This is a genomic window from Halosolutus amylolyticus (assembly GCF_023566055.1).
Taxonomy (GTDB): Archaea; Halobacteriota; Halobacteria; order Halobacteriales; family Natrialbaceae; genus Halosolutus; species Halosolutus amylolyticus.
The window spans coordinates 450,788-477,080 of record NZ_JALIQP010000004.1 but is presented as its reverse complement, the minus strand read 5'-3'; the positions used below and the strand labels follow the sequence as shown (position 1 = coordinate 477,080).

At 64.7% G+C, this 26,293-nt stretch carries 28 protein-coding genes and 1 pseudogene; 15 read left to right on the top strand and 14 right to left on the bottom strand.

The features are described 5' to 3' along the window. Positions 1-57: 57 nt before the first annotated feature. Complete coding sequence (locus MUN73_RS17645; protein WP_250141826.1) at positions 58-825, top strand: response regulator; 768 nt, start codon at positions 58-60, stop codon at positions 823-825. A 56-nt stretch (positions 826-881) separates the two neighbouring features. Beyond that, a complete protein-coding gene (locus tag MUN73_RS17640) occupies positions 882-2,993 on the top strand; it encodes a PAS domain-containing sensor histidine kinase (protein WP_250141825.1) in 2,112 nt (703 codons plus the stop codon). Positions 2,994-3,003: 10 nt separating this feature from the next. Here MUN73_RS17640 and MUN73_RS17635 read toward each other — a convergent pair whose 3' ends face one another. From MUN73_RS17635 to MUN73_RS22800, 6 genes and pseudogenes are all read right to left on the bottom strand, one after another. Further along, positions 3,004-3,573 (bottom strand): carboxymuconolactone decarboxylase family protein, encoded by a 570-nt coding sequence (locus MUN73_RS17635; protein WP_250141824.1) that lies wholly within the window; start codon positions 3,571-3,573, stop codon positions 3,004-3,006. A gap of 21 nt (positions 3,574-3,594) precedes the next feature. Then, positions 3,595-4,629, bottom strand: a complete 1,035-nt coding sequence (locus MUN73_RS17630; protein WP_250141823.1) for a patatin-like phospholipase family protein — start codon at positions 4,627-4,629, stop codon at positions 3,595-3,597. Beyond that, positions 4,622-5,485, bottom strand: coding sequence for an SDR family oxidoreductase (locus MUN73_RS17625; protein WP_250141822.1), 864 nt, complete (start codon positions 5,483-5,485; stop codon positions 4,622-4,624). Before MUN73_RS17625 ends, MUN73_RS17630 begins: the two co-directional genes overlap by 8 nt. Positions 5,486-5,585: 100 nt before the next feature. Next, positions 5,586-6,758, bottom strand: a complete 1,173-nt coding sequence (locus MUN73_RS17620) for a phospholipase D-like domain-containing protein (RefSeq protein WP_250141821.1) — start codon at positions 6,756-6,758, stop codon at positions 5,586-5,588. Between the two features lie 196 nt (positions 6,759-6,954). Continuing rightward, on the bottom strand, positions 6,955-7,095 hold the full coding sequence (locus MUN73_RS17615; RefSeq protein WP_250141820.1) for a hypothetical protein: 141 nt from the start codon (positions 7,093-7,095) through the stop codon (positions 6,955-6,957). 225 nt (positions 7,096-7,320) lie between these two features. After that, positions 7,321-7,569, bottom strand: a pseudogene (locus MUN73_RS22800) (TSUP family transporter); the annotation flags it as partial. Between the two features lie 137 nt (positions 7,570-7,706). On the opposite strand from MUN73_RS22800, the gene MUN73_RS17605 reads away from it, so the two are divergent. Then, entirely contained in the window at positions 7,707-7,913 is a 207-nt protein-coding gene (locus MUN73_RS17605) for a hypothetical protein (protein WP_250141818.1), read from the top strand. A gap of 169 nt (positions 7,914-8,082) precedes the next feature. Here MUN73_RS17605 and MUN73_RS17600 read toward each other — a convergent pair whose 3' ends face one another. Next, positions 8,083-9,042, bottom strand: a complete 960-nt coding sequence (locus MUN73_RS17600) for a DUF3179 domain-containing protein (RefSeq protein ID WP_250141817.1) — start codon at positions 9,040-9,042, stop codon at positions 8,083-8,085. Positions 9,043-9,312: 270 nt separating this feature from the next. Here MUN73_RS17600 and MUN73_RS17595 point away from each other — a divergent pair, with 270 nt between their 5' ends. Then, complete coding sequence (locus MUN73_RS17595; RefSeq protein WP_250141816.1) at positions 9,313-9,576, top strand: helix-turn-helix domain-containing protein; 264 nt, start codon at positions 9,313-9,315, stop codon at positions 9,574-9,576. Positions 9,577-9,888: 312 nt separating this feature from the next. On the opposite strand, the gene MUN73_RS17590 is transcribed toward MUN73_RS17595, so the two are convergent. Further along, entirely contained in the window at positions 9,889-10,938 is a 1,050-nt protein-coding gene (locus MUN73_RS17590) for an NAD(P)/FAD-dependent oxidoreductase (RefSeq protein ID WP_250141815.1), read from the bottom strand. Positions 10,939-11,135: 197 nt separating this feature from the next. Here MUN73_RS17590 and MUN73_RS17585 point away from each other — a divergent pair, with 197 nt between their 5' ends. Together MUN73_RS17585 and MUN73_RS17580 are read left to right on the top strand one after the other, a co-directional pair. Further along, on the top strand, positions 11,136-11,510 hold the full coding sequence (locus MUN73_RS17585; protein WP_250141814.1) for a winged helix-turn-helix transcriptional regulator: 375 nt from the start codon (positions 11,136-11,138) through the stop codon (positions 11,508-11,510). A gap of 79 nt (positions 11,511-11,589) precedes the next feature. Further along, complete coding sequence (locus MUN73_RS17580) at positions 11,590-11,817, top strand: DUF5795 family protein (RefSeq protein WP_250141813.1); 228 nt, start codon at positions 11,590-11,592, stop codon at positions 11,815-11,817. A gap of 82 nt (positions 11,818-11,899) precedes the next feature. Here the strand turns inward: MUN73_RS17580 and MUN73_RS17575 are convergent, their stop codons facing one another. Continuing rightward, the gene (locus MUN73_RS17575) at positions 11,900-12,772 is read right to left on the bottom strand and encodes a UbiA family prenyltransferase (protein ID WP_250141812.1); all 873 of its coding nucleotides are present in this window, start codon (positions 12,770-12,772) and stop codon (positions 11,900-11,902) included. Between the two features lie 456 nt (positions 12,773-13,228). Between MUN73_RS17575 and sucC the strand changes: the two genes are divergently transcribed. Together sucC and sucD are read left to right on the top strand one after the other, a co-directional pair. Further along, positions 13,229-14,377: an ADP-forming succinate--CoA ligase subunit beta gene (gene sucC, locus MUN73_RS17570; protein WP_250141811.1), complete on the top strand. Its 1,149-nt coding sequence runs from the start codon at positions 13,229-13,231 to the stop codon at positions 14,375-14,377. Further along, positions 14,374-15,246 carry a succinate--CoA ligase subunit alpha gene (gene sucD / locus MUN73_RS17565; protein ID WP_250141810.1) on the top strand — a complete coding sequence of 291 codons (873 nt, stop codon included), beginning with the start codon at positions 14,374-14,376 and terminating at the stop codon, positions 15,244-15,246. Before sucC ends, sucD begins: the two co-directional genes overlap by 4 nt. Before the next feature lie 189 nt (positions 15,247-15,435). On the opposite strand, the gene MUN73_RS17560 is transcribed toward sucD, so the two are convergent. Continuing rightward, on the bottom strand, positions 15,436-16,335 hold the full coding sequence (locus tag MUN73_RS17560) for a hypothetical protein (RefSeq protein ID WP_250141809.1): 900 nt from the start codon (positions 16,333-16,335) through the stop codon (positions 15,436-15,438). Positions 16,336-16,619: 284 nt separating this feature from the next. Then, positions 16,620-17,519, bottom strand: a complete 900-nt coding sequence (locus tag MUN73_RS17555) for a haloalkane dehalogenase (protein WP_250141808.1) — start codon at positions 17,517-17,519, stop codon at positions 16,620-16,622. Between the two features lie 88 nt (positions 17,520-17,607). Between MUN73_RS17555 and MUN73_RS17550 the strand changes: the two genes are divergently transcribed. The 3 genes from MUN73_RS17550 to bioU all read left to right on the top strand — a co-directional run bounded on the left by MUN73_RS17550 (position 17,608) and on the right by bioU (position 20,885). After that, on the top strand, positions 17,608-18,582 hold the full coding sequence (locus MUN73_RS17550) for a hypothetical protein (protein WP_250141807.1): 975 nt from the start codon (positions 17,608-17,610) through the stop codon (positions 18,580-18,582). Positions 18,583-18,662: 80 nt separating this feature from the next. Next, positions 18,663-19,769, top strand: coding sequence for a biotin synthase BioB (bioB, locus tag MUN73_RS17545; protein WP_250141806.1), 1,107 nt, complete (start codon positions 18,663-18,665; stop codon positions 19,767-19,769). A gap of 51 nt (positions 19,770-19,820) precedes the next feature. Further along, positions 19,821-20,885 (top strand): (S)-8-amino-7-oxononanoate synthase BioU, encoded by a 1,065-nt coding sequence (gene bioU, locus MUN73_RS17540; protein WP_250141805.1) that lies wholly within the window; start codon positions 19,821-19,823, stop codon positions 20,883-20,885. 106 nt (positions 20,886-20,991) lie between these two features. On the opposite strand, the gene MUN73_RS17535 is transcribed toward bioU, so the two are convergent. Then, positions 20,992-21,474 carry an Lrp/AsnC family transcriptional regulator gene (locus MUN73_RS17535; RefSeq protein WP_250141804.1) on the bottom strand — a complete coding sequence of 161 codons (483 nt, stop codon included), beginning with the start codon at positions 21,472-21,474 and terminating at the stop codon, positions 20,992-20,994. A gap of 205 nt (positions 21,475-21,679) precedes the next feature. Between MUN73_RS17535 and MUN73_RS22710 the strand changes: the two genes are divergently transcribed. From MUN73_RS22710 to bioD, 4 genes are all read left to right on the top strand, one after another. Beyond that, the gene (locus MUN73_RS22710) at positions 21,680-21,991 is read left to right on the top strand and encodes a HalOD1 output domain-containing protein (RefSeq protein WP_321575771.1); all 312 of its coding nucleotides are present in this window, start codon (positions 21,680-21,682) and stop codon (positions 21,989-21,991) included. Position 21,992: 1 nt separating this feature from the next. Beyond that, complete coding sequence (locus MUN73_RS22795) at positions 21,993-22,157, top strand: DUF7576 family protein (protein WP_425492732.1); 165 nt, start codon at positions 21,993-21,995, stop codon at positions 22,155-22,157. A 272-nt stretch (positions 22,158-22,429) separates the two neighbouring features. Further along, a complete protein-coding gene (locus MUN73_RS17525; protein ID WP_250141802.1) occupies positions 22,430-23,644 on the top strand; it encodes an aminotransferase class I/II-fold pyridoxal phosphate-dependent enzyme in 1,215 nt (404 codons plus the stop codon). Then, positions 23,641-24,345, top strand: a complete 705-nt coding sequence (bioD, locus tag MUN73_RS17520; RefSeq protein ID WP_250141801.1) for a dethiobiotin synthase — start codon at positions 23,641-23,643, stop codon at positions 24,343-24,345. The genes MUN73_RS17525 and bioD overlap by 4 nt, the downstream gene beginning before the upstream one ends. On the opposite strand, the gene MUN73_RS17515 is transcribed toward bioD, so the two are convergent. Then, positions 24,342-24,548, bottom strand: a complete 207-nt coding sequence (locus tag MUN73_RS17515) for a C2H2-type zinc finger protein (RefSeq protein ID WP_250141800.1) — start codon at positions 24,546-24,548, stop codon at positions 24,342-24,344. The two genes, bioD and MUN73_RS17515, sit on opposite strands and share 4 nt — an antisense overlap. 124 nt (positions 24,549-24,672) lie before the next feature. Continuing rightward, complete coding sequence (locus MUN73_RS17510; protein WP_250141799.1) at positions 24,673-26,184, bottom strand: replication factor C large subunit; 1,512 nt, start codon at positions 26,182-26,184, stop codon at positions 24,673-24,675. Positions 26,185-26,293: the final 109 nt, after the last annotated feature.

Below are 26,293 nucleotides of genomic sequence, written 5' to 3'. Positions count from 1 at the left end.
AGTAATATTACTGGAAATTAAATAATACTTATGTTTGTGTGGGACACCCTACCACCTATGAAAGACGAGGTTACCACTCCAGACGGTCACGATCGTGCGGCTCCCCCGACCGACGACCTGTTCCGCATTCTCTCGGACTCGAATCGACGGACCGTGCTGTTCCATCTCCGTCAGCACAGGGCTGCGACGCTCGACGAACTGGTCGACGTGCTCTCGGCGACCAGCACGGAGGACTCTGATGAGTACGACCGGACTCGCGCGCAAACGTCGTTGCTCCACAGCCATCTCCCATTACTCGAAGACCACGGCCTCATCACGTACGATCCTGGCGAGCGCATCGCCGAATCGACGAACCTCCAGGGTAAAACCGGCGAGTGGCTCGATCTCGCGGTCCGCCAGCAGATCCGGTTCGAAAACGCGAACGAAACGCACGATCGGTCCGACGACGAGATCAGGGTGTTGCTCGTCGACGACGAACCCGGACTCCCCGAAACCATCGGCGCCTACATCGAACGCGAGAACGACGACCTGGCGGTCACGACCGCGGCGAGTGCGCTCGAGGCGGTGTCGACGCTCGAAGACGAGTCGTTCGACTGTATCGTCAGTGACTACGATATGCCCGCGATCTCCGGTCTCGACTTCCTGGAAGCTGTTCGCGAGGCGGACCCGGCGCTTCCGTTCATCGTCTTTACCGCCAAAGGGAGTGAGCGAGTTGCGAGCGAGGCGATCGCAACTGGTGTCACCGACTACGTCCAGAAGGGACCGGACGCCGAACAGTTCGACGTCCTGGTCGACCGGATCCGCAAGGCCGCTACCCGGGATTGAAACCGTCGTACGCTCGTCCCGTACCGCATCGTGCCACCCGTGTAACCGCCCGATCGATGACCGACGCCCACCCCGAGTACGAGCGGATGATCGAACGCGTCTCGGACGCGTACTGTGCCGTGGATTCCGAGTGGCGAGTCACGTACTGGAACGAACGGATGGAGGCGTGGACTGGCAGTCGGGTAGCGGACGTCGTCGGTGGCGTTCTCTGGGATGCCGTGCCGGCGCTTCGCGGATCGCCCCTCGAGTCACACTGCCGTGCGGTCATGGAAACGCACGAATCACGGTCGGTCGAAACCCAGCTCTGTGAGTCATCTGATACCTGGTTCGAGGTGACCCTCTATGCCGACGCGGACGGCCTGTCGATCGTCGCCCGTGAGATCACCGATCGAAAGGGTCGAGAAGCGGACGTCCTGCTCGCGGAAACGGTGTTCGAGAACACGCAGGATGCGCTGTTCCTCATCGACGTCGACGAAGACGGCGACGAGTTCCGACTCGAACGAGTGAACCCCGTCTACGAATCCCACACTGGACTATCGAACGACGAACTCAGCGGACGGCGGCTACGGGACGTCTTCGGCGACGAGCAGGGGAGTGCCATCCTCGAAAACTACCGCAAGTGTGTCGCCCGCGGTGAGTCGCTCCACTACGAGGAGGTCCTCTCGGTCCCCCACGAGCGGACCTACTGGGAGACACAAATTGCACCGGTCAGGATCGACGGCCAAATCGAAAAAATCGTCGGCGCGACGCGCAATATCACCGACCGCAAGGAGCGAGAACGCCAGTACGACGCGATCTTCAACCAGACCTACCAGTTTACGGGTCTGCTCGATCCCGACGGGACGCTACTGGAGGCGAACGATTCCGCGCTGGAATTCGGCGGGTTCGATCGCGAGGACGTGGTGGGTACTCCACTCTGGGAGTCCGAGTGGTGGCAGATCGGCGTGGACACCCAGGAGTCCCTGAAAGCGGCGATCGAGTCGGCAGCCGACGGCGAGTTCGTCCGGTACGACGAGGAGGTCCAGGGCGCCGACGGGACCGTGATCATCGACTTCTCGCTTCGACCGGTCACTGACGAACGGGGCGACGTCGTCCTGCTCGTGGCCGAGGGACGAAACATCACGGACCACAAACGACGGGCCCGGGAACTCGAGCAGAAACGGGAGTTTCTCGGACAGATCCAGTCGGTCGCAGCGATCGGCGGGTGGGAGGTCGACTTCCGGACGGAGACGATGCGATGGACGGACGAAGTCTATCGCATCCACAATATGCCTCCGGAGTACGAGCCGACGGTGGAAGACGGAATCGGCTTCTATCACCCTCGAGACAGGGCGACGATCACGGACGCGTTCGAGCGGCTGCGGACGACGGGCGACGGGTACGATCTGGAGTTGCGGCTCATCGCGAACGGCGACGAGCAACGCTGGGTTCGAACGCTGGGAACGCCGTGGTACGACGACGATGGCGAACTGATCGGTTCCCGCGGCGCGTTCCAGGACATCACCGAGCGCAAGGAACGCGAGCGGACGCTTCAACGGACCAACGATCGTCTCGAGGCGTTCGCATCCGTCGTGAGCCACGATCTTCGCAACCCGCTCACGGTCGCGCAGGCCGCGCTCGAACTCGCCCGGGAGAGCGGTTCGGCGGAAGATTTCGATCGTATCGAGACGGCACACGGGCGGATGAACGCGCTGATCGACGACCTGTTGACGCTCGCACGCGACGGCCAGCAGGTCGACGAGACGCGCCCCGTCGTACTCGCCGACCTGGTCGCGTCGGTCCGTGAGACGATTCCAGGCGACGACGCCACCATCGACGTCGCGCTCGACGACTACCGTATCGAAGCGGACGAGGCGCGGTTGCGTCAGTTGCTCGAGAACCTCCTCTCGAACGCGCTCATCCACGGCGGCGACGACGTGACGATCCGAATCGGTCCGCTGGACGATGGTGCGGGATTCTACGTCGCGGACGACGGACCGGGCGTCCCGGCTGCGATACGGGACGCGATATTCGACCAGGGCTTCTCGACGACGAGCGACGGGACCGGCTTCGGCCTCGCGATCGTCAGGGGGATCGCCGACGCCCACGGGTGGACCGTCGACGTGACCGAAAGCGTCGACGGCGGCGCGCGGTTCGAAGTGAACACCGGCGGGTACCCGCCGGACTGACCGTGACCGTCTACGACGGGTCTCCGTCGAAGAGCCGTGAAATCGTCTCGTCGTCCGGGATCCAGCCGACGAACTCGCCGCCCTCGAACGGCAGGTCGACCGAGGCGATGTAGTTGCACAGGCCGACGTAGAAGTCGATCAGCAGGCCGGCCGCGACGATCTCCGCCGGCGAATACTCGCGAGCCAGTGCGTCGTGGATCTGGTCAGTCACCGCTCCGGACTCGACGGCACGAGCGTACTGGAGCAGGACGAACTCGCTCTCGGCGAACGACGAGAAGTCATCGCCACCGATCGCGCGCATCTCGTCGATCGTGACGCCCCTCTCGCGGGCGATGTCGACGTGCTGGTGCCACTCGTAGCGAGCCCGGCGCGCTCGAGCGACGGTGAGGATGACCAGTTCCTTTCGTCGGTCGCCGAGTTCGTCGTAGAGCGTGTTCAGGTACTCCAGCGTGGCCTCGAGCACCTCGGGGTTGTGGGCCCACGCGCGGAAGATGTGGCGATCGCCGAGGTACTCGTCGGTGAACAGGTGATGGTACTCGTTCGGGATGTCGTCCAGTTCGAGGAGCGGAAGTCGGGTCATGTGTGATTGGTTCGGAGTCGGTTACTGGGTCGGTGGACTGTGCCGCGGCTCCGAAACGGTGTAGGCGCTTTCTTCGGGCGGACCGGCCTCGAGAAACGCGGCCGCGCGCTCTTCGCCGAGGCGCATCAGTTTCTCGAGGAACGACGGACTGCGATCGACCTTCGTCGAGCAGTGGTAGTCCGCTTCCATCGGAATCCGTCGCACGGCAGTCCTCGAAAACTCGCTCTCAGGGAGGTGGCCGGCGTCGATCCACTCGTTGACCCGCTTGATGACGTGCAACTCCTGGTTCAGCGAGATGTTCCCCGCGAGTTCGTTTCGCCTGTCGGCGATTTCCTCGAACGACGTGGGTTCTCCCTCGATCTCCTGGGAATTGATCTGGATGACCCACAGTTCGTCCGGCTTGTGGTCGGAATCGACGGTCATGAGGTCGTCTATCGGCGGATTCTGCGAGAAGAGGCCGTCCCAGTGGAGGTGGCCGTCGATCTCGACGGCCTCGAAGAGCGTCGGAACGGCCGCCGAGGCGAGCACCGCTTCCGGCGTCACCTCTTCGTCGACGAACGTCTCGAAGACGCCCGCGTTGACGTCGACGGTGCCGACGACGAGTTCCGGCGCGTCTCGCGTGCAGTACTCAGGTATCTCCTCGAACTCGATGTGCCGTTCGAGGGTGTTCCGGATCTCCTCTTTGCCCAGTTCCGGCCCTGGCATCTGGTACGGACTGACCCGCGGAATCGGCAACCCGCTGCTTTCGAGGCGCGACAGGCCGGTAACCCAGTCGTTGAGGAACCGATCGGTGACGCCGGTCGCCGACAGGTCCTCCCACAGGTCATCGAGGAGTTCGATCGCGCGTTCCTCGTCGGCCGTGACGAGGCCGTACCACGTCGCGAGCGCGTTGAATGCACCGCCGGAGGTCCCGCTGATCCCGACCAGTTCGTACTCCTCGGGCCACTCGCGAAGCAGCCCCTTCAGGACGCCAGCGGTGAACGCCGTGTGGCTCCCGCCGCCCTGGCAGGCGATGGCGACGTTCGTCGGCGTCTCCGCGCCGTCGCGTTCACTCATACGTCGTCGTGTAGCCGCCGTCCCAGAGCAAGTCGGCGCCGTTGAGGTGCCTCGCGTGACTCGAGAACCCGAAGACGAACAGGTTCGCCACCTCGGCAGGCGTCATCATCTCCTTTGTGCGGGCCTGGCCGAGCATCACGTCCTCGATCACCTCCCGTTCGGAGATCCCGCGTTCCTCGGCGGTATCCTCGATCTGATCGACCATCAGCGGCGTCAGTACGTAGCCGACGCTCACCGAGAACCCGCGGAGCGTTCCGCCGCCCTCGGCCGCGATCGCCCGCGTCAATCCCATGAGCCCGTGTTTCAGCGCGATGTAGGCCGGTTTGTCCTGGGTCGCGTAGTGGCCGTGGACCGACGACATGTTTCCGATCGCGCCGACGCCGTCGTCGGTCGCCTCGATGTGCGGAATCACGTGCTTCGAGAGCAGGAACGGCGACCGAAGCATGAGATCGTGCATGAAATCGTATTTGTCCATCGGGAAGTCGGCGATCGACGCGATGTGTTGCATCCCGGCGATGTTCGCGGCGTAGCGCACCGTCCCCAGATCGGCGGCTTCCTCGACGGCCGCTTCGACGGCGGCGTCGTCGGTGAGGTCGCCCTCGATCGGGACGACGCGTCCGTCCGCGTCCAGAGACGTTGTGACCTCGACGGTTTCCTTGAGCCCCTCCTCGTCGATGTCGACGGCGGCGACTGTCAGCCCGTTGGTCGCGAGGGCGACGCTCGTCGCCTGGCCGATGCCCGACCCGCCGCCGGTGACGATCGCGACGGTGTCCGACGTGAAACGGTCGTCCGGAACGCGAAGGAAGTCGTCTGCGGACAGTTCCGGTGGCTGCAGTTCGGGAGTGTCGTTCGGCATGGGGTCCGTACTCCGACGATCGGTATATAATCCACCCGGACGGGTAGTCGCGGTGCACAGGGGCAAAACGACACACTCGGCGGAACCGCTCCGGAACGCGTCACCAGAGGGAGCGTACGATCGCCATCGCTCCGTCGCTGGCCAGGCGACGCCCCTGTTCGTGAACGCGCTTCCAGTCCCGGACGAACTGGGCGTAGACGTCGTCGTCTTCGATCCGGAGGAGCGTCTCGTCGTTGGCGAGTAACCCGTTTCTGCTCAGGTTCTGCGACCCCGTGTAGACGAGGCGACGGCGTCTCGTCTCGCCGTCCACGTCGACGTCGGCGTCGACGAGCATGGTCTTCGAGTGGACGTTCGGCGACTGCCACGGCGTCACTCGGCCTACCGTCGTCGTCGGATACTCGAGCACGTCCGCGCCCGCCCGCCGCAAGCGCTGGCCGATGTCTGATTTCTCCCCGTTGAGGATCACCTCGACCGTACAGCCCGCGTCGACGAGTTCCGCGATGCGATCGACGATCGCGGGACGCTTCTCGTTCCAGATCGAATACATGAATCGGATCGTCGCGTCACGGGACGGAACGACGTTCTCGAGGGCCGCGAGGTGGGTGTCGAAGTCGGATCGAGGGGAAAAGTACACGGTCGCGGAGTCGGTCTCTGCTGTGCGATTGTAGTGCGGGTCGGAGTCGCCGGCGGCCAGTTCGTTCCAGTACTCCCGGTAGACGTCGTACAGGTCGCCGGCGCCGCGGAACACGACGGACGTGTTGTGGAGAAAGCGCTGCGTGTTCGTGAGGTTCGACGAGGACTGCCACACGACGTTCGACTCGCCGTTGTTCAGTTCTTCGACGAGGAGGAACTTGTTGTGGTTCCTGGAGACGCCGATCCCTCCGTCCGCGGTGATCGAGACGCGATCGTTCGACCGTCCGCGGAGTCGCTGGACCGCGTCCGCCTCGGCGAGGTGGTCGTCCACCAGGACGTTGACGTCGACGCCGCGGTCGGCGGCCGCGAGACACGCTCTCGCCACGTTGGTGCGCGTGAACGCGTACAGGGAGAGGTGCACCGCCGTCCCGGGCACCGCCCGGTGGAGCAGGTCCAGTATCGTTCGCTCGTGGACGTCGTCGGGCCTCCCCAGCGGCGACGGGTAACTGAAAATCGGCTCGATTCGGGGGGCGGAACCGCGACTCGACCACGCCCGGTTCGTGTCCGACCCGAGCACGACCGATCCCACCACGCCCGTCGAACCGACGGCCCGGAGAAGGGATCGCCTGGTCCTGCTCATGCGTGACGGGTGACGGATCGACGTTCGGACGGCGCGATCGATCGGTGCTCGGGCCGTCGGCTGTTCGGGTCTCTCGTCGAGTGCGGTCGCCAGCGGGACTCGGCTGTCATCGGTCGAAGGCGGTATCGATCGATGATCGCCACCGAGCGTGGATAATCGGCGCCCTGAACCAGTCCAGCGTTTACGTTTGGCCGCGTCACTCCGCAGATCCCGTCCGAAAACGCTGGGACGTGAGTCGCGGGAAGGTCGCGTCGATCGGACTCCCGTCCGAGTGTCGGCGGACGTCGGTCACCGATCGATCGACGATACCGATCGCCGTGGACGACGGGGCACTCATACTGCCGGACAAAACGGTTCATACATCCATCGCACTCGAGACGCTGTCGTCAGCGACGACAGCCGTCGAAACGCGATCGAGTATTCACTGACTGTTGTCCGGTAGTATCAGAACAGGACCGTCGTCACGAGCACGATACCGCCAACGAAGCCGAAAATGACGCCGAGACCGACTTCCATCAGGTCGCTCGGGACGTGCTTGCCCACGCGTGTCCCGACTCGTCCCGCCGATCAGGAGCCACTTCGCCGTCGCGTAGTCGACGAGCCCCTGTTTGACGTACGATCGAAGCCCGTTCCCCATCCCGAAGACCTCCGTCAGGAGTCCGGCACCGATCGCCTGGGCCGGCTCCAGGCCGACGACGAGCAGGAAGAACGGACTGAAAAAGAGCGCCCCCGAGACGCCCGAGGCGAGCGCGACGGTCGAAAACAGGATCGACGCGGGAAAGATCCACCAGTGGGCGAGGAACGCGTCCATCGGGAACGAACCGATCAGTGAAACCGTCGCCAGTGCTATCGAACGAGAACCGATCGCGGTGAGTTGCCGCCGCCGATCGGTCTCCGAAATGCGATCCCATCGAAGCGCTTTCGGCCCTCGCGGACCCTGTGTATGGTATGTCATCGACCGCCACGACTCCCGACGCGGACGAGACCTGTGCGTACTGCGAGTCGCGTATCTTCGAGCACGACCCCGTCTGCGTACGCGACTGCACCGCCGACTGCGGTTCGCCGACCTACTTTTGTAACTACGCCTGTCTGTCGGCGTACATCGACGCGAACGACCTGAGTACGGGCGACGCCTGCAACTGGTCGCCCGAGTGATCACCGACACGATCGGGCGAGTCCGGTTTCGGCCACCGATCGCTGAATCGGAAACGGCCGTTGCCACCGACAGCTACAGTGGCAAGCGTCCTCGAAACGGACGAGACGAACTCCGCGCGGCCCGATACCGCCACGAGTTCCACGACGAGCCGGTCGCGTCGCGCCTCAGTCACTCGAAAAATGCGTCCGGGCCGTGATCGTCCTGCCACGCGAACGCGAAGAGTCGCCGCGCCGGCAGTCGCGTCAGCCGTCGGCCGTCGGCTGCCTCTCCCGTCGCGCCGTCCCACACGGTCGAATCGCCGCGGAACCGACCGTCTGCGGCCGGCTCGAACCCGTATCCGGGGGTTTCGAACGCGTGAATTCCGCTCTCCGTCGCGAACACGGCGACGTCGGTTCCGGCGACCGTGTCGGTCACGACGCCGCCCGCGTCGACCACGCGGGGGAGCGGAAATCCGACGGCTTCGTCGCCGACCTCGAGACCCAGAACGACGGTCTTCGGGTCGATATCCGTTCGGTCCCACGATCGCGCCCCTTCCGTTTCCCGGTGGGCGGCCAGCCCGAATCCGTCGGCGTCGAAGTAGTCCGCGTACGGTCGATCGTCGTAGGTGATCTCCGCGGGCGTGTCGCCGTCGCTCGCGGCCTCGCTCCGGGCGTTCTCGAGGGGCTGTAGCACGACGCCGTCCGGGTGTCGTTCGCGAAACGCGTCCCAGGTCAGCATCGCGGACGGCCGGACCGTCAGCCGTCGTCCCGCGAACGCGCCGGCGATACACTCGCCGGAGGATTGTTTCCACTCCGATCCGGTTTCGCGATCGTACATCACGAGATCGTCGTCGGCCAGCTTCCCGCTGACGCCGAACTCGAGCGAGCGGCCGTCGACCCTTCGGTCGTAGACGATCGCACTGCCACAGAGCGGACACCACGTCACCGCGATCGGAATCGATTCGTCGTCGTCCTCGAGCACGTCGTTGACGATCTCGTGGTAGTCGAGGATGCGAACCGGATACGCCTTCGCTGGCGTCGTCTCGACGACGATGACGTCGTCGTCACCGTCCCCGAAATACGCCGTCCCGAACGCGGGCTCGTCGACGCTCGGAATCGCGTCTTTCGGCACCACCTGACGAACGTTCATAAGCCCACCGACGGAGCCGATTTTTATAACAGTCCTGTTGCTCCCGTAGGTCGGTGGGCGGTGGGTACCCCACCAACGATCGGGTTCGCGTAACGGTATCAAGTCGACGAACTCGCGTCCACCCGTGCGTGACAGTGCCTCGATCCCGTCTCGAAGCCCATCGTGTAGACGCGGGCTGAGCGGCGCTGTATCGAGATGGAATCCGCGGTCGTGCACGGTTTGTGCACCACCAGTAAACGAGTATATTCCCGTCCAGACAAGGTGACGTGTATGACTGACGTTCCGGATCGACTGTACGACCTCCCACCGAGCGCGAAACTCGTGTTGAAGGTTCTCGAGGTCGACGGCGCGATGACGCAGGGACAGATCGCGGCCGAATCCCGTCTGAGCAAGCGAACAGTTCGGTTCGCACTCGAGAGCCTCCGCGAGGCCGACGTCGTCCACGAAGGTGTGTACTTCCGCGACGCGCGAAAATCGCTCTACTCGATCGCCGACTCGATGTCGACCGACGAGTCGACGGCGGCGAGCGACTGACCGTCCCCCGGCGGGTCCCGCTGAAACCGTCTTTCCTCGTCGGACGCCCGTACCGAAATCATTCGCGAGACGGCACCGGTTCCGACGTCTCTCGTCACGCTCCTAGAAAACAGTCGCACGACCGCAGACGCCACCCTATGCGATCAGAACGGCGTCACGGACTGACGGCCGCATTCGCCGTCGACCGATCGTCTCGTGAGAACTTCGAGCACTGTGCCTCGAGTGCCCCTTCATACGGATTGCTGTACCGATGTACCGGCGCAACCGCCTCCGGATCGCGGTTGCGCCGGAAATGACGTACAGTAAACCGTATCAGTCACCTTCTGCCGACGAGTGAGCGTTCGCCTGCTGCCGTACCGCAGGGGCGATTCCGGGAACGTCCTGCGGATCGACTGCCCCTTCCGCCTCGAGTTCCGCGATCGACTTCGGGAACTCGCGGAGGCTCTTGTGGATCGCGATACCCGCTTTCGCACCCTGGCCCATCGCGACGGGAACCTGGTTGTGCCCCGGGGTCAGGTCGCCGACGGCGTAGAGGCCGTCGACGCTCGTTCGGCCGTGATCGTCGACGACGACCGCGCCGTCCTCGGTGCGGTCCGCGCCGAGGGACGCCGCCAGGTCGTTGTTGTAGTCGGAACCGTACATCGCGAAGCCGCCGCGATAGTCGCGGACGGAGCCGTCCGCGAACTCGAGCGCCTCGAGCCAGCCGTCTTCGCCGTTGCGGACGCCGGTGACCTCCTCGCGAACGATATCGACGGGGTGGTGCTCGAGCAGCACGTCCGTCTCGTCGCTCCAGTCGGGGTCGTCGCCCCGCAACAGGAGGTCCACGTCGTCGGTGAAGTTGAGCATGAGCATCGCGACGGTGGCGGCGCTGTCGCCGTTGCCCATCACGTACACCGATTCGTCGACGAACATGTACGCGTCGCAGTGGAGGCAGTAGTGCAGTCCACGCCCGGTTCGGGGCAGCGGCGGCTCGGGTCGACCGTCCGAGAACCCGGTCGCGAGGACGACCCGATCGGCGACCGCCGAGCCCTCGGTCGTCTTCAGGTAGAACGATCCCTCGCCCCGATCGATCCCGGTGACGAACTCCCGACGGTAGTCCGCGCCGTACGATCGAAGCTGGTCGATCGCCGTCTCGAGGAACTCGTTCCCGGAGACGGACTCGGGGGTCCCGATGACGTTGTGGGTCTCCTGCATCATCGCGGCGCGGCCGCCGCCGCGATCGAAGACCGCGGTTTCGTGTCCGAGTCGCGTCGCGTACAGGGCGGTCGTCAGGCCGGCCGGACCGCCGCCGACGACGGCGACCTCGTAGCGACTCGTCGCTGTGGAGTCGGTCTGTCTGGTGGGGTCAGTTGGTGCCGTCACGTTGAGTTACCTTCTGTAACCCCGTTACTCCTGGTTGGTCTTAAGTTCGAGCCAACCGCTCCGTCACCGGGTTACCGTTCGGTAACCCCGAGCGGAACGGGCGGAGGTCGAGATGTCTCGGTGGGAGCTATACAGTGACCACTAGTAACTAGCTAACGATACGTAACTATATGGTGATCCGGGCCATTTCGACGACCATGGAGGAGTCGACAGAGCAACTAGAAGTGTGGTGTGCGGGCGAAGACTGGTGTCCCGTCACGTCGACTGCGACGTTGATCGGCAAGAAGTGGCACACGGTGGTCCTCCACCGACTGCTCGACAACGGCCCGCTCGGGTTCAACGCGCTGAAAGCGGAGGTCGGCGGCATCTCGAGCAAGGTCCTCTCGGACGTCCTGGACGATCTCGAGAAGAAGCAACTGGTCGACAGGGAGATCGTGAGCGAAAAACCGGTGCGCGTCGAGTACTCGCTGACCGAACACGGCGAATCGCTCGAACCGGTTATCCAGGAGATGGCCAGGTGGGGACGAGAACACCTGACGGCGGCTGCGGACGAGGAGAGTTCGATCGTGTGAGAGAGACGGAGTCGTCGGGGGCGAGAGAGTCGAGCGGTAACCCCGGAAACCCTTAGGGCGGCCGCTCCGAACGACGACCGTGAGCGAAAATCGCGTCGTTCAGGGTCGAATGGTCACGGCAACGAAACTCGCGGAGTTGATCGAGGACGACTCGGTGATGGAAGTCGACTCGATCGAGGAGGCAGAGCGGGACTGTCCCGAGTGTGGCGGGAACGTCCTGAAGGTCGGCTACATGCCGTCCGTGACGGCGTTCGTCACCGGCTGGAAGTGCCAGGACTGCGACTGGAGCGAGACCGATCGGGACTGACCACGGCGGCCCGACACCCGCACGGGAAGAGCGGAAATAATCGATCGCGAGCGGCCGCGTCATCGTCCGTTCGTCGATCGGGCTACCAGACGGCCCACTCCAGGACGACGACGAGGACGGCCAGGAAGAGGTGTTCGCCGTCGACGACGAACCCGTAGAACAGCGGTCCCCGATCGGGCGTCGCGAACGGGATGTACGCGCCGACGTAGCCGTTGAACGCGAGCAGGACGAGGAACTCGGGTGACAGCACGCCGGCCGCGACGACCACGGGGACGAGTGCCGCGACGAGGACGTTCGCCACCTGCGAGACGATCCGGGTCCAGCCGGGCCCGAACGTATTCGGGACGGTGCGAATCCCTTCCGCGCGATCGCCCTCGATGTCCTTGACGTCGAAGATCACCGCGGCGATCGTGATCATCGCGCCGACGTAGGCGGTCAGGAACAGGATTTCGAACTGCCACGGCCGGCCGAAGTAGTAGCCGACTCCCAGCGGGATCAGGGCCCACGCCGCGCCGACGAACAGGTTCTTCACGAGAAACAGGCGCTTGACGCCCACCGTCGAGTACAGGATCGCGGCGAGCAGGGGCACGATCATGAACCCGACGCCCGGCACGTCGAGTGCGATCGCGAAACCGATCGCCGCGAGATAGAGCACCGTTCCGACGGCGAGCCAGAGCCGGCCGTACCGCTTGATGAACGCCGCGCGCTGGGGAACGTTCGCCTCGTCCTCCTCGAGATCCGTGAACCGGTTGACCGTGTAGACGAACATCGTGACCGCGACGACGATGAAAAACGGGCGCGGATCGAAGGGCAGGTCGGCGAGTCCGATCGTCGTGACGACGACGCTCGCTGCCGAGATCGAGATGAAGACGTTGCTGTGAACGAGTACGCGCACGAGTGCTGCCAGCGACGAGACCCACTGCCGGCGGCGGTGAGCGGCGATCGACCTCGTCATCGCCGCTCACCACGACGATCGGGGTGTGGCCGGGCGATCCGTTCTCGACCGAGGCGCGATCGAACGACCAGTGGCGTTCCCCCGTCCCGATCGACGCCCGCGTCGGACACGCGGTACTCGGCGGGACCGCATCGGGGACGGGATTCGCCCCCCGTGGATCCGGGACGACGATCGAGTGGGAACGCGCTACCAGGAGACACCGGTTGTCACCGCTTGGAACTGTACGGAGTCAAGCGCTTCGGTGTCACTGGTCGTCTCCCCCGGTCCTCGGCCGTCGCGTCGATCGGCCAGCCCGCTTACACACACTCTAGTAGTTTACATTCCAAACGTACAACGAGTGTAACAGCACGGAGATGCGTCGGCCGGCGTCGCACGCCACTACCTGTCAGACGAACGCCGTCCGCGAGTAGAAACTGGCAGGATTTAAGCAACGGCGGAACACCCGTTCGAATGGCCATGAAATTACACGAGTATCAGGCGAAGCAGGTCTTCGCCGACGCCGGGATTCCGACGCCGGCGTCTCAACTCGCCTCCGACGTCGACGGCGTCGTCGCCGCGGCCGAGGAGATCGGGTACCCAGTAGCAGTGAAAGCGCAGGTCCAGGTCGGCGGCCGGGGGAAAGCCGGCGGGATCAAACTCGTCGAGGACGAGGAGGAGGCCCGCGACGCGGCCGACTCGATTCTCGGGATGGATCTCAAGGGCTACCACGTGGACCGCGTCCTCGTCGAGGAAGCGGTCGACTTCACGAACGAACTCTACGTCGGGATCACGATGGACCGCGGCGAGGGCAAGCCGGTCGCGATGGTCTCGACCCGCGGCGGCGTCAACATCGAGGAGGTCGCCGAGGAAGACCCCGACGCGATCGCGCGCGAGCACATCGATCCCTCGTTCGGGATGCACCCCTACCAGGCCCGCAAGGCCGTCTACGACGCGGGCGTCGATCGGTCCGTCGCGCGGGACGTCTCGAACGTCCTCATGACGCTGTACGACCTCTGGGAGAGTCGTGACGGCGCTGACGCCGAGATCAACCCGCTGATGGTCACGAGCGACGACGAGGTCATCGCGGCCGACGCCGTGATGAACATCGACGAGGACGCGCTGTTCCGCCAGCCCGAACTCGCGGAGATGGAAGAGGAGGCCGCGGGTGGCGACGAACTCGAGCAGAAGGCCGACGAGTACGGCTTCGACTACGTCCGACTCTCGGGCAACGTCGGGATCATCGGCAACGGTGCCGGGCTCGTGATGACGACGCTCGACCTCGTCGACCACTACGGCGGCGAACCCGCGAACTTCCTGGACGTCGGCGGCGGCGCGAAGGCCGCCCGCATCGCGAACGCCCTCGACATGGTGTTCTCCGACGACAACGTCGAGAGCGTCGTCTTCAACATCTTCGGCGGGATCACCCGCGGCGACGAGGTCGCCAAGGGGATCAACGAGGCCCTCGAACAGTTCGACGAGATTCCGAAGCCGGTCGTCGTCCGACTGGCCGGCACGAACTGGGAGGAAGGCATGGAGATTCTCAACGAGGACCTCGTGACGGTCGAACAGACCCTGGAGGACGCAGTCCAGCGTGCCGTCGAGTACGCTGAGGAGGTAGAAGCATGAGTGTACTAGTCGACGACGACACGCGCGTCGTGGTACAGGGCATCACCGGCGGGGAAGGCAAGTTCCACGCCGAACAGATGATGGAGTACGGTACCAACGTCGTCGCCGGCGCGGTCCCCGGCAAGGGCGGCCAGGAAGCCGCCGGCGTCCCCGTCTACGACACGGTCCACGAAGCCGTGGAAGAGGAGAACGCCGACACCTCGGTCATCTTCGTCCCGCCGGCGTTCGCGGGCGACGCCATCTTCGAGTCGCTCGACTCCGGACTCGACCTCGCGGTCGCCATCACGGAGGGCATTCCGACCCAGGACATGGCGCGGGTCAACAAGCGTCTCTCCGAGACCGACACCCGACTCATCGGGCCGAACTGCCCCGGTCTCATCACGCCCGGCGAGGCCAAACTGGGCATCCTCCCCGGCAACATCTTCGCCGAGGGGAACGTCGGCCTCGTCTCCCGATCGGGCACCCTGACCTACCAGGTCGTCGACAGCCTGACCAACCGCGGCATCGGCCAGACCACCGCGATCGGTATCGGCGGCGACCCGATCATCGGAACCGACTTCGTCGACGCCCTCGAACTGTTCGAGAACGACGACGAGACGGACGCGATCGTCATGTGCGGTGAGATCGGCGGCGAAGACGAGGAGGAGGCCGCCGCCTACATCGACGAGCACGTCGACACGCCCGTCGCCGGCTTCATCGCCGGCCGCACCGCCCCGCCGGGCAAGCGCATGGGCCACGCCGGCGCGATCGTCTCCGGTTCGGGTACCGGGACCGCCGAGAGCAAGATCAACGCGCTCAACGACGCGGGCGTCCCCGTCGGCGACACGCCAGAGGAAGTCGCCGACCACATCGAGGAGTTCCTCGACTAACGCTGCGCTCGCCGTTCTCGATATCCGCTCTCTTTCCGATTCGTTCTCCACCGGCGCGTTTCGATCGAGCGCCAGCGAGCGGACGTCGAAACGGACCAACCGCGGTGGCGCGTCGAACGGCGCCGAACCGACAGTGGAAACGGACGAACCGATCGTCCGCGCCCGCCGTGGAACGTGTCGGCGTCGAATCTAGAACAGTCCGCCGAGTTTCGATCGGAGCCAGCCGAAGAATCCCGACGACCCCTCGTCCTGGGGTTTTGCGAGGCTCTGTTCGTCGTCCTGGACGACCAGCGAGGTTTCGTCGGCGTCGTCCGCCGCCGCATCGGGCGCTGTCCTGTCGGCCTCCGGATCGGACGTCGATTCGGCGTTGGCCTCGTCCTCGTCGCCGAGTGCGTGTTTGACGTCGTCGTCGGCCGCGACGCCAGGGTTCGAGTCCTCGTCACCGTTCGACGGAGGTGCGTCGGACGAGGACTCGTCGGTCGGTCCGGCCCGGTCTTCGTCCGACACCAGGATCGAGCCACCGGACGGCGACTGGTCGGACTCGTCTCCGTTCGAATCGGTAGCAGGCGATTCGTCCTCGACGTCGTCCGGATCGTCGGGGTCTTCGAACGCCCCCTCGTAGGTCCGATCGTTCGCGTCGGCCTCGGCGGCCCCGTCGCTCAAATCGGCCGCGGTGGTCGATTCGACATCGGACCCGTCGTCCTCGGCTCCCGAGTCCACCCAGAGGAACTCTTTTTCCTTCGTTCGTCCGGTGAGCAAGAGGTCCTCGAGCGCGTCCTCGTCCATCAGCAGGTCGTCGTCGACGGTCGTCTCTGGCGCCGGATCGTCCGCACTCGCGATGATGTCCTCGGGACTCTCGTTCGCGAGCACGTCGTCGGTGTCGTCCCCCACGTCCGACCGGAGCTGGTCGAAGACGTCTGCGGCCGTCTGGTCCTCGATCGCGTCGCCGTCCGTCGACGCGTCGTCGGCCTCGCGATCGGTCGATCCCCCCTCGACCGACTCCTCGATCTCGCCGAACAGTTCGTCCGCACTCGGCCCCGCTTCGAACGCCCCATCCCTCGCGGTTTTGTCTGCGGTACTGTCGGTCATACAGTCGTTCAGTACCAATAGATTATCACATCCCTTTAATTTTTGGAATTTTTGTCAGTTGCCACGAGTGATACACCTGAGGCATGAGTGTGGTGGCCGTCGCCCCGTTCTGGAACCCATCGAATTTGACATCCGTTTACCAGCGCTCGGAGAAGTGTCTCGATATATCGATTCTCGTTGCACGAGAGAGGACGGTCAATCGGTGACACCGCTCCAGATCGCTGGTGGGCACGTGGCGGGTGGGACAGGTGAGAAACACGTCTCGCCAGTCGAGTTAGAGGGCCTCACGTTCGATCGACGAAGTCGACGATCCGATCGGCGATCGCCTCGGCGGCGTCTTCCTGCAGGAAGTGTGCGGCGTTCTCGATCCAGACGTCGGGCTGATCGTCAGCGGTCGGCAACAGGTGGCGCATCGGATCGCGATTCGCGTAGGTGATGGGATCGTTCTCGGCGAAGAGCACGAACGCCGGCTTCTCCCACTCGGCGAGTCGATCGCGGGCGGTCGCGAACAGTTCGGCACCGGGATCGTCGGGCGACTGGGGGACCAGGCCCGGGAACGTCCGGATGCCCGCCATGTAGCGCTCGTCGGGGAAGGGGGCGCGATAGGCGTCACGGACGTCTTCGGAGAGGTCGTTGTAGGTCCCGTTCTCGATCAATCGCCCCACGTCGAGGTCGTCGGCCGTCGCGACGAGGTCCGCGAACTGGTGCCAGATCGGGGGCATCTCTTGCGTGCCGTCCGGGAGCCCCGTGTTCATCGGGACCAGCCGCGCGAACCGATCGGGCCGGTGCGCTGCGAGCGCGAGACCGAGTAACCCGCCCCAGTCCTGGCAGACGAGCGTAACGTTCGTCAGGTCGAGCTCCGCGACGAACGTCTCGACGGCGTCGTAGTGCATCTCGACCGTGTACGCCTCTCGGTCCTCGTACCTGTCCGATCGGCCACAGCCGATCAGATCGGGGGCGATCACGCGGCCCCGATCGGCCAGCCGCGGGATCATCTTGCGATAGAGGAACGACCAGGTGGGTTCGCCGTGGAGACAGAGGAACGTCTCGTCGGCATCGCCGGCCTCCGGTGACGGCTCCGCCTCGACGTACGCCATCCGAACGTCCCCCACGTCGACGTAGTGGGGATCGTAGTCGAACGACGGAAGATTCTCGAACCGATCTTCGGAGATACGAACGACCATGATCAGTGGTATCTGGTGACACTATTCAATTCTTTTGGGACTTGCAATCGAGACAAAGTATTTACTACTCTCACTAACAGGAACGAGTATGCGCCGCCCGACACGCCGTGCCCTCCTCGCAGCGACAGGTGCCGTCGCGATCGCCGGCTGCCTCGGCGACCTGAGCGATTCGACCTCCGACGACGATCCAGCCGATGACGACGACGGACAGGCATCGAACGGCGACCCGTCGCTCCCGCCCGGCGGGGACTCCCCCGACGGGTGTCCCGAGTACGACGTCGATCGGGTCGTCGCCGCCCACGAGATCGATCCCGACGAGACCGCGATCCACCTCGTCCCGTCGGCCGAGACGATCGCCGGGAACGAACGGATCACGTTCACGCTACACAACGAGACGGACAGCGAATTCTTGCACAACCCGTACCGCTGGCACCTCCACAAGTGGGTCGACGATCGGTGGCACTACGTCGCACCGCTGGGATGGAACGAACCGCTCTCCACCCTCCAACCCGGCGGGACGCACGACTGGGATCTCAGGGTCGACAACGCGGGCGTCGAAGACGGGGCGTCCGTACGCGAAGCGAGCACCGGGCGCGACCCGATCGCTGGCCTCGGTGGCGGAACGTACGCCTTCGGAACGCGAGGCTGGTTCGACGACGGCCCGTACGACGGGACGATCGGGTTCTGTGCGCGGTTCGAACTCGACGCGGACGACCTCGCGCCGACGCCGACGAACGCGATTACGAGCACCGAGTGGGAGGACGACACGCTCGTCGCCACGTCCGACCGGGGCGACCCCGAGAGCGAATACACGCGACCGGGCGCGTACGAACTCGTTCGGACCGACGACGACGTCGCCGGAACTCCGCTGGTCACCGAGACGTTGCTCCGGAACGACCAGTTACGGGACGTCGTCGCACTCGCCCGCGACCACGACGCCGATCGGGTCCGACTCGAGGAGTTCAACGGGACCAGCCCGATATTCGGTAGCCGCGAGGACGGTCACTACGAGTACGACGGCAACACCTACGAGGTCTCGACGAGAGAACTCGAAGACGAGTAATTCGATAGTCTCGGGGTCCGAACGTGCAAATGCCGTGACGGTCCCCAACAGTTATAGGTTCGTCAACCGACGTTCGAGTCGTGGTTTACGAGACGAACAACGAGACGGTCGACGGCGCGCTCGAGCGGGTCCTGGCCGGCGAGCGACTCGATCGGACCGACGGGCTCGCGCTGATGGCCCAGCCGGTCGACCCGCTCGCAGAAGCCGGGGCGGTCGTGCGCGACCACTTCGGTGACGGCACGGTCGACGCCTGCTCGATCGTCAACGCGAAGGCGGGCAACTGCGCCGAGGACTGTGGCTTCTGTGCGCAGTCGGTCCACTTCGACACCGGTATCGATACCTACGGCTTTCTCGGCCCGGAGAAGATCCTCGAGGCCGCGAAGCGCGCCGAACGCGACGGCGCACAGCGGTTCGGGATCGTCGTCGCCGAGAAGGGCGTCTCGAAGGAACACCGGCCCGATGAGTGGGCTGAGGTTCTCGAGTCGATCCGACTCGTCCGGGACGAGTGCGACCTCGAGGTCGACGCCTCGCTCGGGATTCTCACCGAGGAAGAGGCCGCGATCCTCGCAGACGAGGGGATCAATCACTACAATCACAACATCGAAACCTCTCCGCGGTACTTCCCCGAGATCGTCGACACCCACTCCTTCGAGGATCGGGTGAAGACGCTCGAAGTGGCCAAGGCGGCCGGCATGGACCTCTGTGCGGGCGTCATCCTCGGTATGGGCGAGACGCCCACCGATCGGGTCGAGGCCGCGATCGCCCTGCAGGAGATCGGCATCTCTTCGCTCCCGGTGAACGTCCTGAACCCGGTCCCGGGCACGCCGCTGTACGAACGGGGCGTCGACATCACGACCGAGGAGATCGTCAAGACGGTCGCGGTGTACAAACTGCTCCACCCCGAGTCGCGGGTGCGACTCACCGGCGGTCGCGAGGCCAACCTCGATCCCGGCGAGCAACACCTGCCCCTGGAGGCGGGCGCGGACGGCCTGCTGACGGGCGACTACCTCACGACGGAGGGCCAGTCCCCCGGCGAGGACATCGAGATCGTCGAACGGGCCGGGCTGGAACCCAACCGGGAGGTCAACGACTTCGATCCCGAGGCGGTGAAGGACCGTCACGGCGCGTCGACGGAGTCGTCGACCGAGACGGCGGCGAGTGCGGGCGCGGAACCGAGCGACGACTAGCGGCGCAACCGACGACTAACTGATCGACGACTCACCACGACACCGACAGCTATGGACGAAATCACGTTTGCGGTACTCGGAACCGGCGGTATCGGACGACGAACGCTCGAAGTCAGCCAGCACAAGGACGCACTCACCCCCGTCGCGGCCTGCGATCGCCACGGGACCGCGATCGACGCCGACGGACTGGACGTCGACGAACTGCTGGCGGCGACGGAGGGGAATATCGACAGCGAAGTTGCGACGGACGGCGGAACCGGTGCGGCCGCCGCCGAGGGCGAGGGCGGCATCAAACAGCACGGCGAGGACCGGGGCGTCGTCGCCTCCGCGCAGGCCCGGCCCAGCGAGGACCCCATCCAAGATATTATCGACCACGGCGATCGGATCGACGCCGTCCTGCTCGCACTGCCGAACTACGAACACGACTTCATCCCGCGTGTGGCCGATCGGTTCGTCGAGGGCGGCTACTCGGGCGTCATGATCGACGTGCTCAAGCGATCGCGCGTGATCGACATGCTCGACGATCGGAGCGAGGCGTTCGAAGAGCAGGGTATCACGTTCGTCTGCGGCGCGGGCGCGACCCCCGGCTTCCTCACCGGCGCTGCCGCGCTGGCGGCCCAGTCGTTCGTCGAGGTGACGGACGTCGACATCCACTGGGGCGTCGGGCTCAAATCCGGGTACGAGGACAACCGCGGTACCGTCCGCGAGGACATCGCACACCTCCCGGAGTACGACATCGAGACCGCCCGCGACCTCACGGACGAGGAGATCGAAGCGATCATCGACGCCCACGACGGCGTCATCGAGTTCGAGGACATGGAACACGCCGACGACGTATTGCTCGAGCGCGCAGGGATCTGCGACGCCGACGACGTCAGCGTCGGCGGTGTGCTCGACGTCGAGAGCGACGAGAAGCCGACGACGACGACCGTCTCCGTGATGGGAACGACCTTCGACGGCGAGACGGCGACGAACACCTTCCAGCTCGACGACGCGACGAGCATGGAGGCGAACGTCAACGGGCCCGCGCTGGGCTACCTGAAGGCCGGCGTTCGGCGAAATCGTGCCGGCGAGTACGGCGTCTTCGGGCCGGCCGAACTGATGCCCGGCTTCTGACGCGCCGGCGCGGTTTCTCACGTAAGATTCGGGGGAACCAAGTGTTATTGTACAGACGAAGCGCGAATCGTTTAGAACTGTGTCGAGAAGCGCCTCGTTACATAATTCACTGTTCGATCGGTAGCTGGTCCATCACCTCTACATAGTCGAGCGGGATCGCGTGTTCAGCCCGAACGAGATTCTCGTCGTTAATCTCGAGGTTGAGATTGTCGAGTTGTTCGGCAACATGGGTAATGTCCCTGTTTTCGGATCCGATCGCCTTGATGTGAAGGTTCTCTTGGCCGGTCATTAGTTCGGTCACTTCGGTGACTTGCGGAAGAGCCAGTGCCTTCTCGGCCACGTCGGAGCGGTCACTGATACGGGCCGTACAGCTGAAATGAAAGTAGAGACGGAGGCCCGTTAGGTCGCGGTCAATAGTCGTCGTATACCCGGTGATGATGCCAGCGTTCTCCAACCGTTCCATCCGATTGTGAATGGTGTTGTCGGAGACGCCGATCTCTTCAGCCAGTTCGATTGCCTTGGACCGAGCATTCTCCTGAAGAAGCTTGAGCAACTGCTTGTCTACGTCATCGAGGTTGTACTCGGTCACAATCGGGCTTGTCGGTCCGGCTCCATGAGACTACCGATACTCCATGAGTTTCGAGAGTACTATTTCGAGATTTCCGAAGAATAGCTGTGAATAGAGTCATTCTCGAAGCACTCTCGCTCCCTTTAAGTGAGGTTGCGAGATGGTATGGAGACTCAACATAATACTGCTATAGTACTTCGAAATCTCCATCTATAGAACTATTAACGTGAAGTATCGAACTATCTATGCCGGGATTTTTATACATGGCTGTCTTCGTACTGCTGTGAACCCCGCGCAAACCACTACGACCTCATGGATAACCCTCCGAGAGCCTGATTCGATCACAGAGGCCATTGTCACCGCCGTTGCCGATGCAGAAGGAACGTCACCGCTGGAATTGCAACCACTGGCCACAGTGATCGACCCGGATGCCCTCGACAAACTCGTTCGAGCTGACGAGAATGTAACTGCCGAGTTCGCCTATCACGGATACCAAGTGTGCGTTTCCGGTGACGGACAAGTCGCAGTGAGAGAGTAGAATGACGAGCGACAGACCGGATTTCTGGAAGGGTTGTGTCCAATGCGGGGCAGAGTACAGCAACGCCGATCCCCCACCGATCGTCGACATCGTAACTGACGGTGGCAACGTCTCTCCGATCTCGTTCTGTAGCAACGAGTGCAAAGAGGCTTGGATAAGCGACTAAGAGCCCCCTCTCTGTGTGCAGGTTTTGCTGATTGAGTGCTCTATACTCGTTGATTCTACCTCTATCCTGATTGGACAAGGCGTGGCGCCTCCCTCCGAAGAGATTCACTGTGATCAGTAGGTACGTCTCCATACCGGCCAGTTCAGCTATCTCTGTTCGAAATCGGACCTGTGACGGATATAATCCGATAGTATGCTCATTATGAGTCCAGCTCCGATCGCGTCGATCGGAACCGTGAAAGTCAAATCACGTCGTTGACTCGATTCACTCGAATGGACGATCGCGACCGCGGGTTCGACCTGGAGGGGCGACTCGGCGACCTCGAGGCGAACGACCTGAAGCGAGCGCTGGCTCCCGCCGATCGGGTCGCCGAGCGCGGCTACTTCGCGGCGCCGTCGGGCGGCGACCTGCCGGTGCTCGAGGCCGACGAAGCACTGGTCTTCGCATCGAACAACTATCTCGGGTTGACCGACGACCAGCGCATCCAGGATGCGGCCCGACAGGCCGCCGCGACGGTCGGCACGGGAGCGGGGGCCAGCCGCCTCGTAACCGGCGATACCCTGGTCCACCGCGACCTCGAACGGCAACTCGCCGAGACCAAGGGGACCGATCGCGCGCTCGCGTTCTCCTCGGGGTACGCCGCCAACGTGGGGACGATCGCGGCACTGTCCCCGGACGTCATCTTCTCCGACGAGTACAATCACGCGAGTATCGTCGACGGCTGCCGGCTCTCGGGAGCCGATATCGTCGTCTACGACCACTGCGACGCCGCGAGCCTGCGGTCGAAGCTCGAAGCGCGTGCCGATCGCCCCGAGGCCGAGACGGAATCGTGGCTGATCGTCACCGACTCGGTGTTCAGCATGGACGGCACCGTCGCGCCGCTCGAGGCGATCTGTGACGCCGCCGAGGCGGTCGGCGCGTGGGTCATGGTCGACGAGGCCCACGCGACCGGCCTCTACGCCAAGGGTGGCGGCGTCGTGCAGGCGGAGGGGCTCGCCGACCGGGTCCAGATCCAGCTGGGGACGCTGTCGAAGACGCTCGCCAGCCAGGGCGGCTACGTCGCCGGCAGCGACGCCCTGATCGAGTGTCTGATCAACGACGCCCGATCGTTCGTCTTCTCGACGGGGCTGAATCCGCCGGCCGCCGCGGCCGCGAGCGAAGCGTTACACGTCGCGCGTCACGGGAGCGCCCGGGAACGACTCTGGGAGAACGTCTCCCACCTCCGGGACGGACTGGAGTCGATGGGCTTTACGGTGCTTGGGGACTCCCAGATCCTCCCCGTCATGGTCGGCGATCGGGGCGACGCGCTCGCCCTGGCCGACGCGATCCGGGATCGGAACGTCGTCGCGCCGGCGATCCGGCCGCCGACCGTCCCCGAGGGGACCAGCCGGATCCGCGTCGCGCCGATGGCGACCCACGACACCGACGATGTCGTGGCCTGTCTCGAGGCGTTCCAGGCCGCCGGTCAGGAGGTCGGGTTGCTGTGACGGACGCGAACGCGGATGCCGACACGCCGATCGCGGTCGTCGGCACCGACACCGGCGTCGGCAAGACCGTCGTCACAGCGGGACTCACGCGCTGGCTCCGCGAGGAGGGGTTCGAGGCCCGGGCGGTCAAGCCCGCCCAGACCGGCCATCCGCCGGACGACGACGCGGGCTTCGTCGCCGAGGCCTGCGAAGACGACGACGCGGCGATCTGTCCCCGGTATCTCGAGCCGCCGCTCGCGCCGCGGGTCGCCGCCGAGGAAACCGGCGAGACGCTCACCTACGAGTCGATCCTCGCCGCCTGCCACCAGGCGATCGACGCGACGCCGGTCCCGCTCCTCGAGGGGATCGGCGGCCTTCGCGTGCCGCTGGCCGGCGACAGCGAAGTGATCGACCTCGTCGCGGACTGTTCGGCCGCGGCGATCGTCGTCACGCGATCGGGACTGGGCACGCTGAATCACACGGCGCTGTCGGTCGAGGCGCTCCGTCGTCGCGGCGTCCCGGTCCGTAGCATCGTCTGCAACGAGTACGAGGGTGCGACGGTCGCGGAACGGACGAATCCGGCCGAACTCGAACGGCTGACGGGGGTACCGGTCGAGACGGTGCCGCGGCTCTCGGGGTCCGATCCACGGCGACTGGCCGAGGGTGTTCGCGACGCGTTCTCACCGGCGTTTCGCGATCGGCTCTCGGCGGGCGAGTTCTAGACTGGCGGGGTCGGCCGCTGTTCGTTCTCGACGCCGGATTCGGTCCCTGCATCGAGGGCGTCGATGAGTGAGGAGACGATCTCCGATTTCCGGTGTTCCACCTCGAGGTGGACCTGAAGATTCGTCTGCTCGCCGTACGTGTCCGTACAGAGGGGGCACTTGTAATCGTTCATCGGTAACCGCTCACCGTCGAGTACTGTCATCAGTCATCGACGTAATAGTGTCGATCACTCTATATCTCGACATATTCCGGGCTAATAAAACCGAGTTGAACGGCCCGCAAATTTCCAACCGAGGGCGTGACGACGACCCGATCGCGAGCCCGAGCTACATGAAGTCCGTCAGTCCGGACTGGTCGTCGTCCGGGTCGTCGGCCGACTCGGGTTCCGCCGACGCACCCTCGTCGGCGTCCTCATTCGACTCGGTCGTGGCGGTGAGGGTTTGCTGGCTCTCCCCGTTCTCCGTGCCGGTAGCGCCGTCTCCCGCCGTCGCCGACGACTCGGTGGCGTCCCCGTCGCTCGCGTCACCGGCCTCGAAGAACGCGTTCCCGGAGTGAGCGACCGTCTCTTCGTCACGCAGTTCCTGGGCGTCCTCGACGATCGACTCGACCTTGTTGGTGTCTTTCCCGCTGCCGGTGACGAACGAGACGTCCCCCTCGTCGAGGTCGTAGATCGCGGCCATCCGGACGGTGAGATCGCGGTTCTTGCAGTGGTGGGTCATCGCCGAGAGGAAGGGGAGAATCTCGCGGCGGGCCGTCGCGACGCTCGTTCCCTCGCGCTCGGCGATGCGTTCGGCGATCGCGTCCCGGGTGTTCCGGGTCCCCTTGGTTCGCCCGAGTTTCGACCAGTAGCTCGGCGGGCCGTACCGGGTCCAGCCGCCTTTCGGTTCGCGGCGCGAGGCGGCGACGCCGGCGGTCATGTTGTCGGTCGCGTACCGCCAGTAGGAGTAGTCCTGCGTGGCCCGGACGCGGCCGAGCCAGCGATCGGCGTTCGAGAGGAACTCGTACGCGTCCGCGAGTTCGGCTCCCTCGTAGTCCTTCGGGACGTTGTCCTCGATCCAGTTGAGCAGGTCGTCCGGCGTCTCGTCGACGTCGTAGGACGCCCGGAGCGCCCCCTCGGCGTCTTCCTCCTTGATCAGCGCGTCGAGGTAGTCGAAGATCCCCTCGGTGGTGTCGCGCTCGCCCGTGACCACGTCCTCGACGGTCAGCCGATCGGCCTCCTCGGCGACCGCCTGCAGGTCGTTGACCGCCGATCGGAGGTCGCCGCTCGTGTTCTCGGCGATCGCCTCGAGCGCCTCGTCCTCGTACTCGACCCCTTCCCGTCGGCAGATGTCCCGCAGGACGGGCACGATCGATCGCTTCGAGACGTCCCGGAACTCGATCGTCTCGCAGGCACTGCGAAGCGACTGGCTCATGTCGTAGAACTCGTTGGCCACGAGGACGATCGGCTGGTTGGCGTCCTTGACGACCCGCGTGACTTCCCGCGAACCGCCGTAGTCCGCGTTCCCGTGGAAGTTGTCCGCCTCGTCCAGGACGACGAGTCGGCGGCCCGCACCGCCTGCCGTGAGGGTCCCGGTTTTGGCGGCTTCGCCGGCGATCCGTTCGATCACGTCGGCCCCGCGACTGTCGCTGGCGTTGAGTTCCATCACGGGCCACCCCATGTCGTTGGCCAGCGCGTGGGCGGCCGAGGTCTTCCCGACGCCGGGACTGCCATGGACGATCACCGCGTCCCGGTGCTCGTCCCAGGTCTCGGCCCACTCCTTCAGTTTGTCGCGGGCCTTGTTGTTCCCGCGTACCTCCGACAGGGTCGTCGGGCGGTACGTCTCCGTCCAGTCACTCATTGGCCACAGGTTGGTGCGAGTCGCGTTTAGTGGTTGCGGAGCCTCACTCCTCGGCGGCTGTCTACAAGACCGAGACGAGGTGTGAACTCCTCGTACGCGTCGTCGCTGG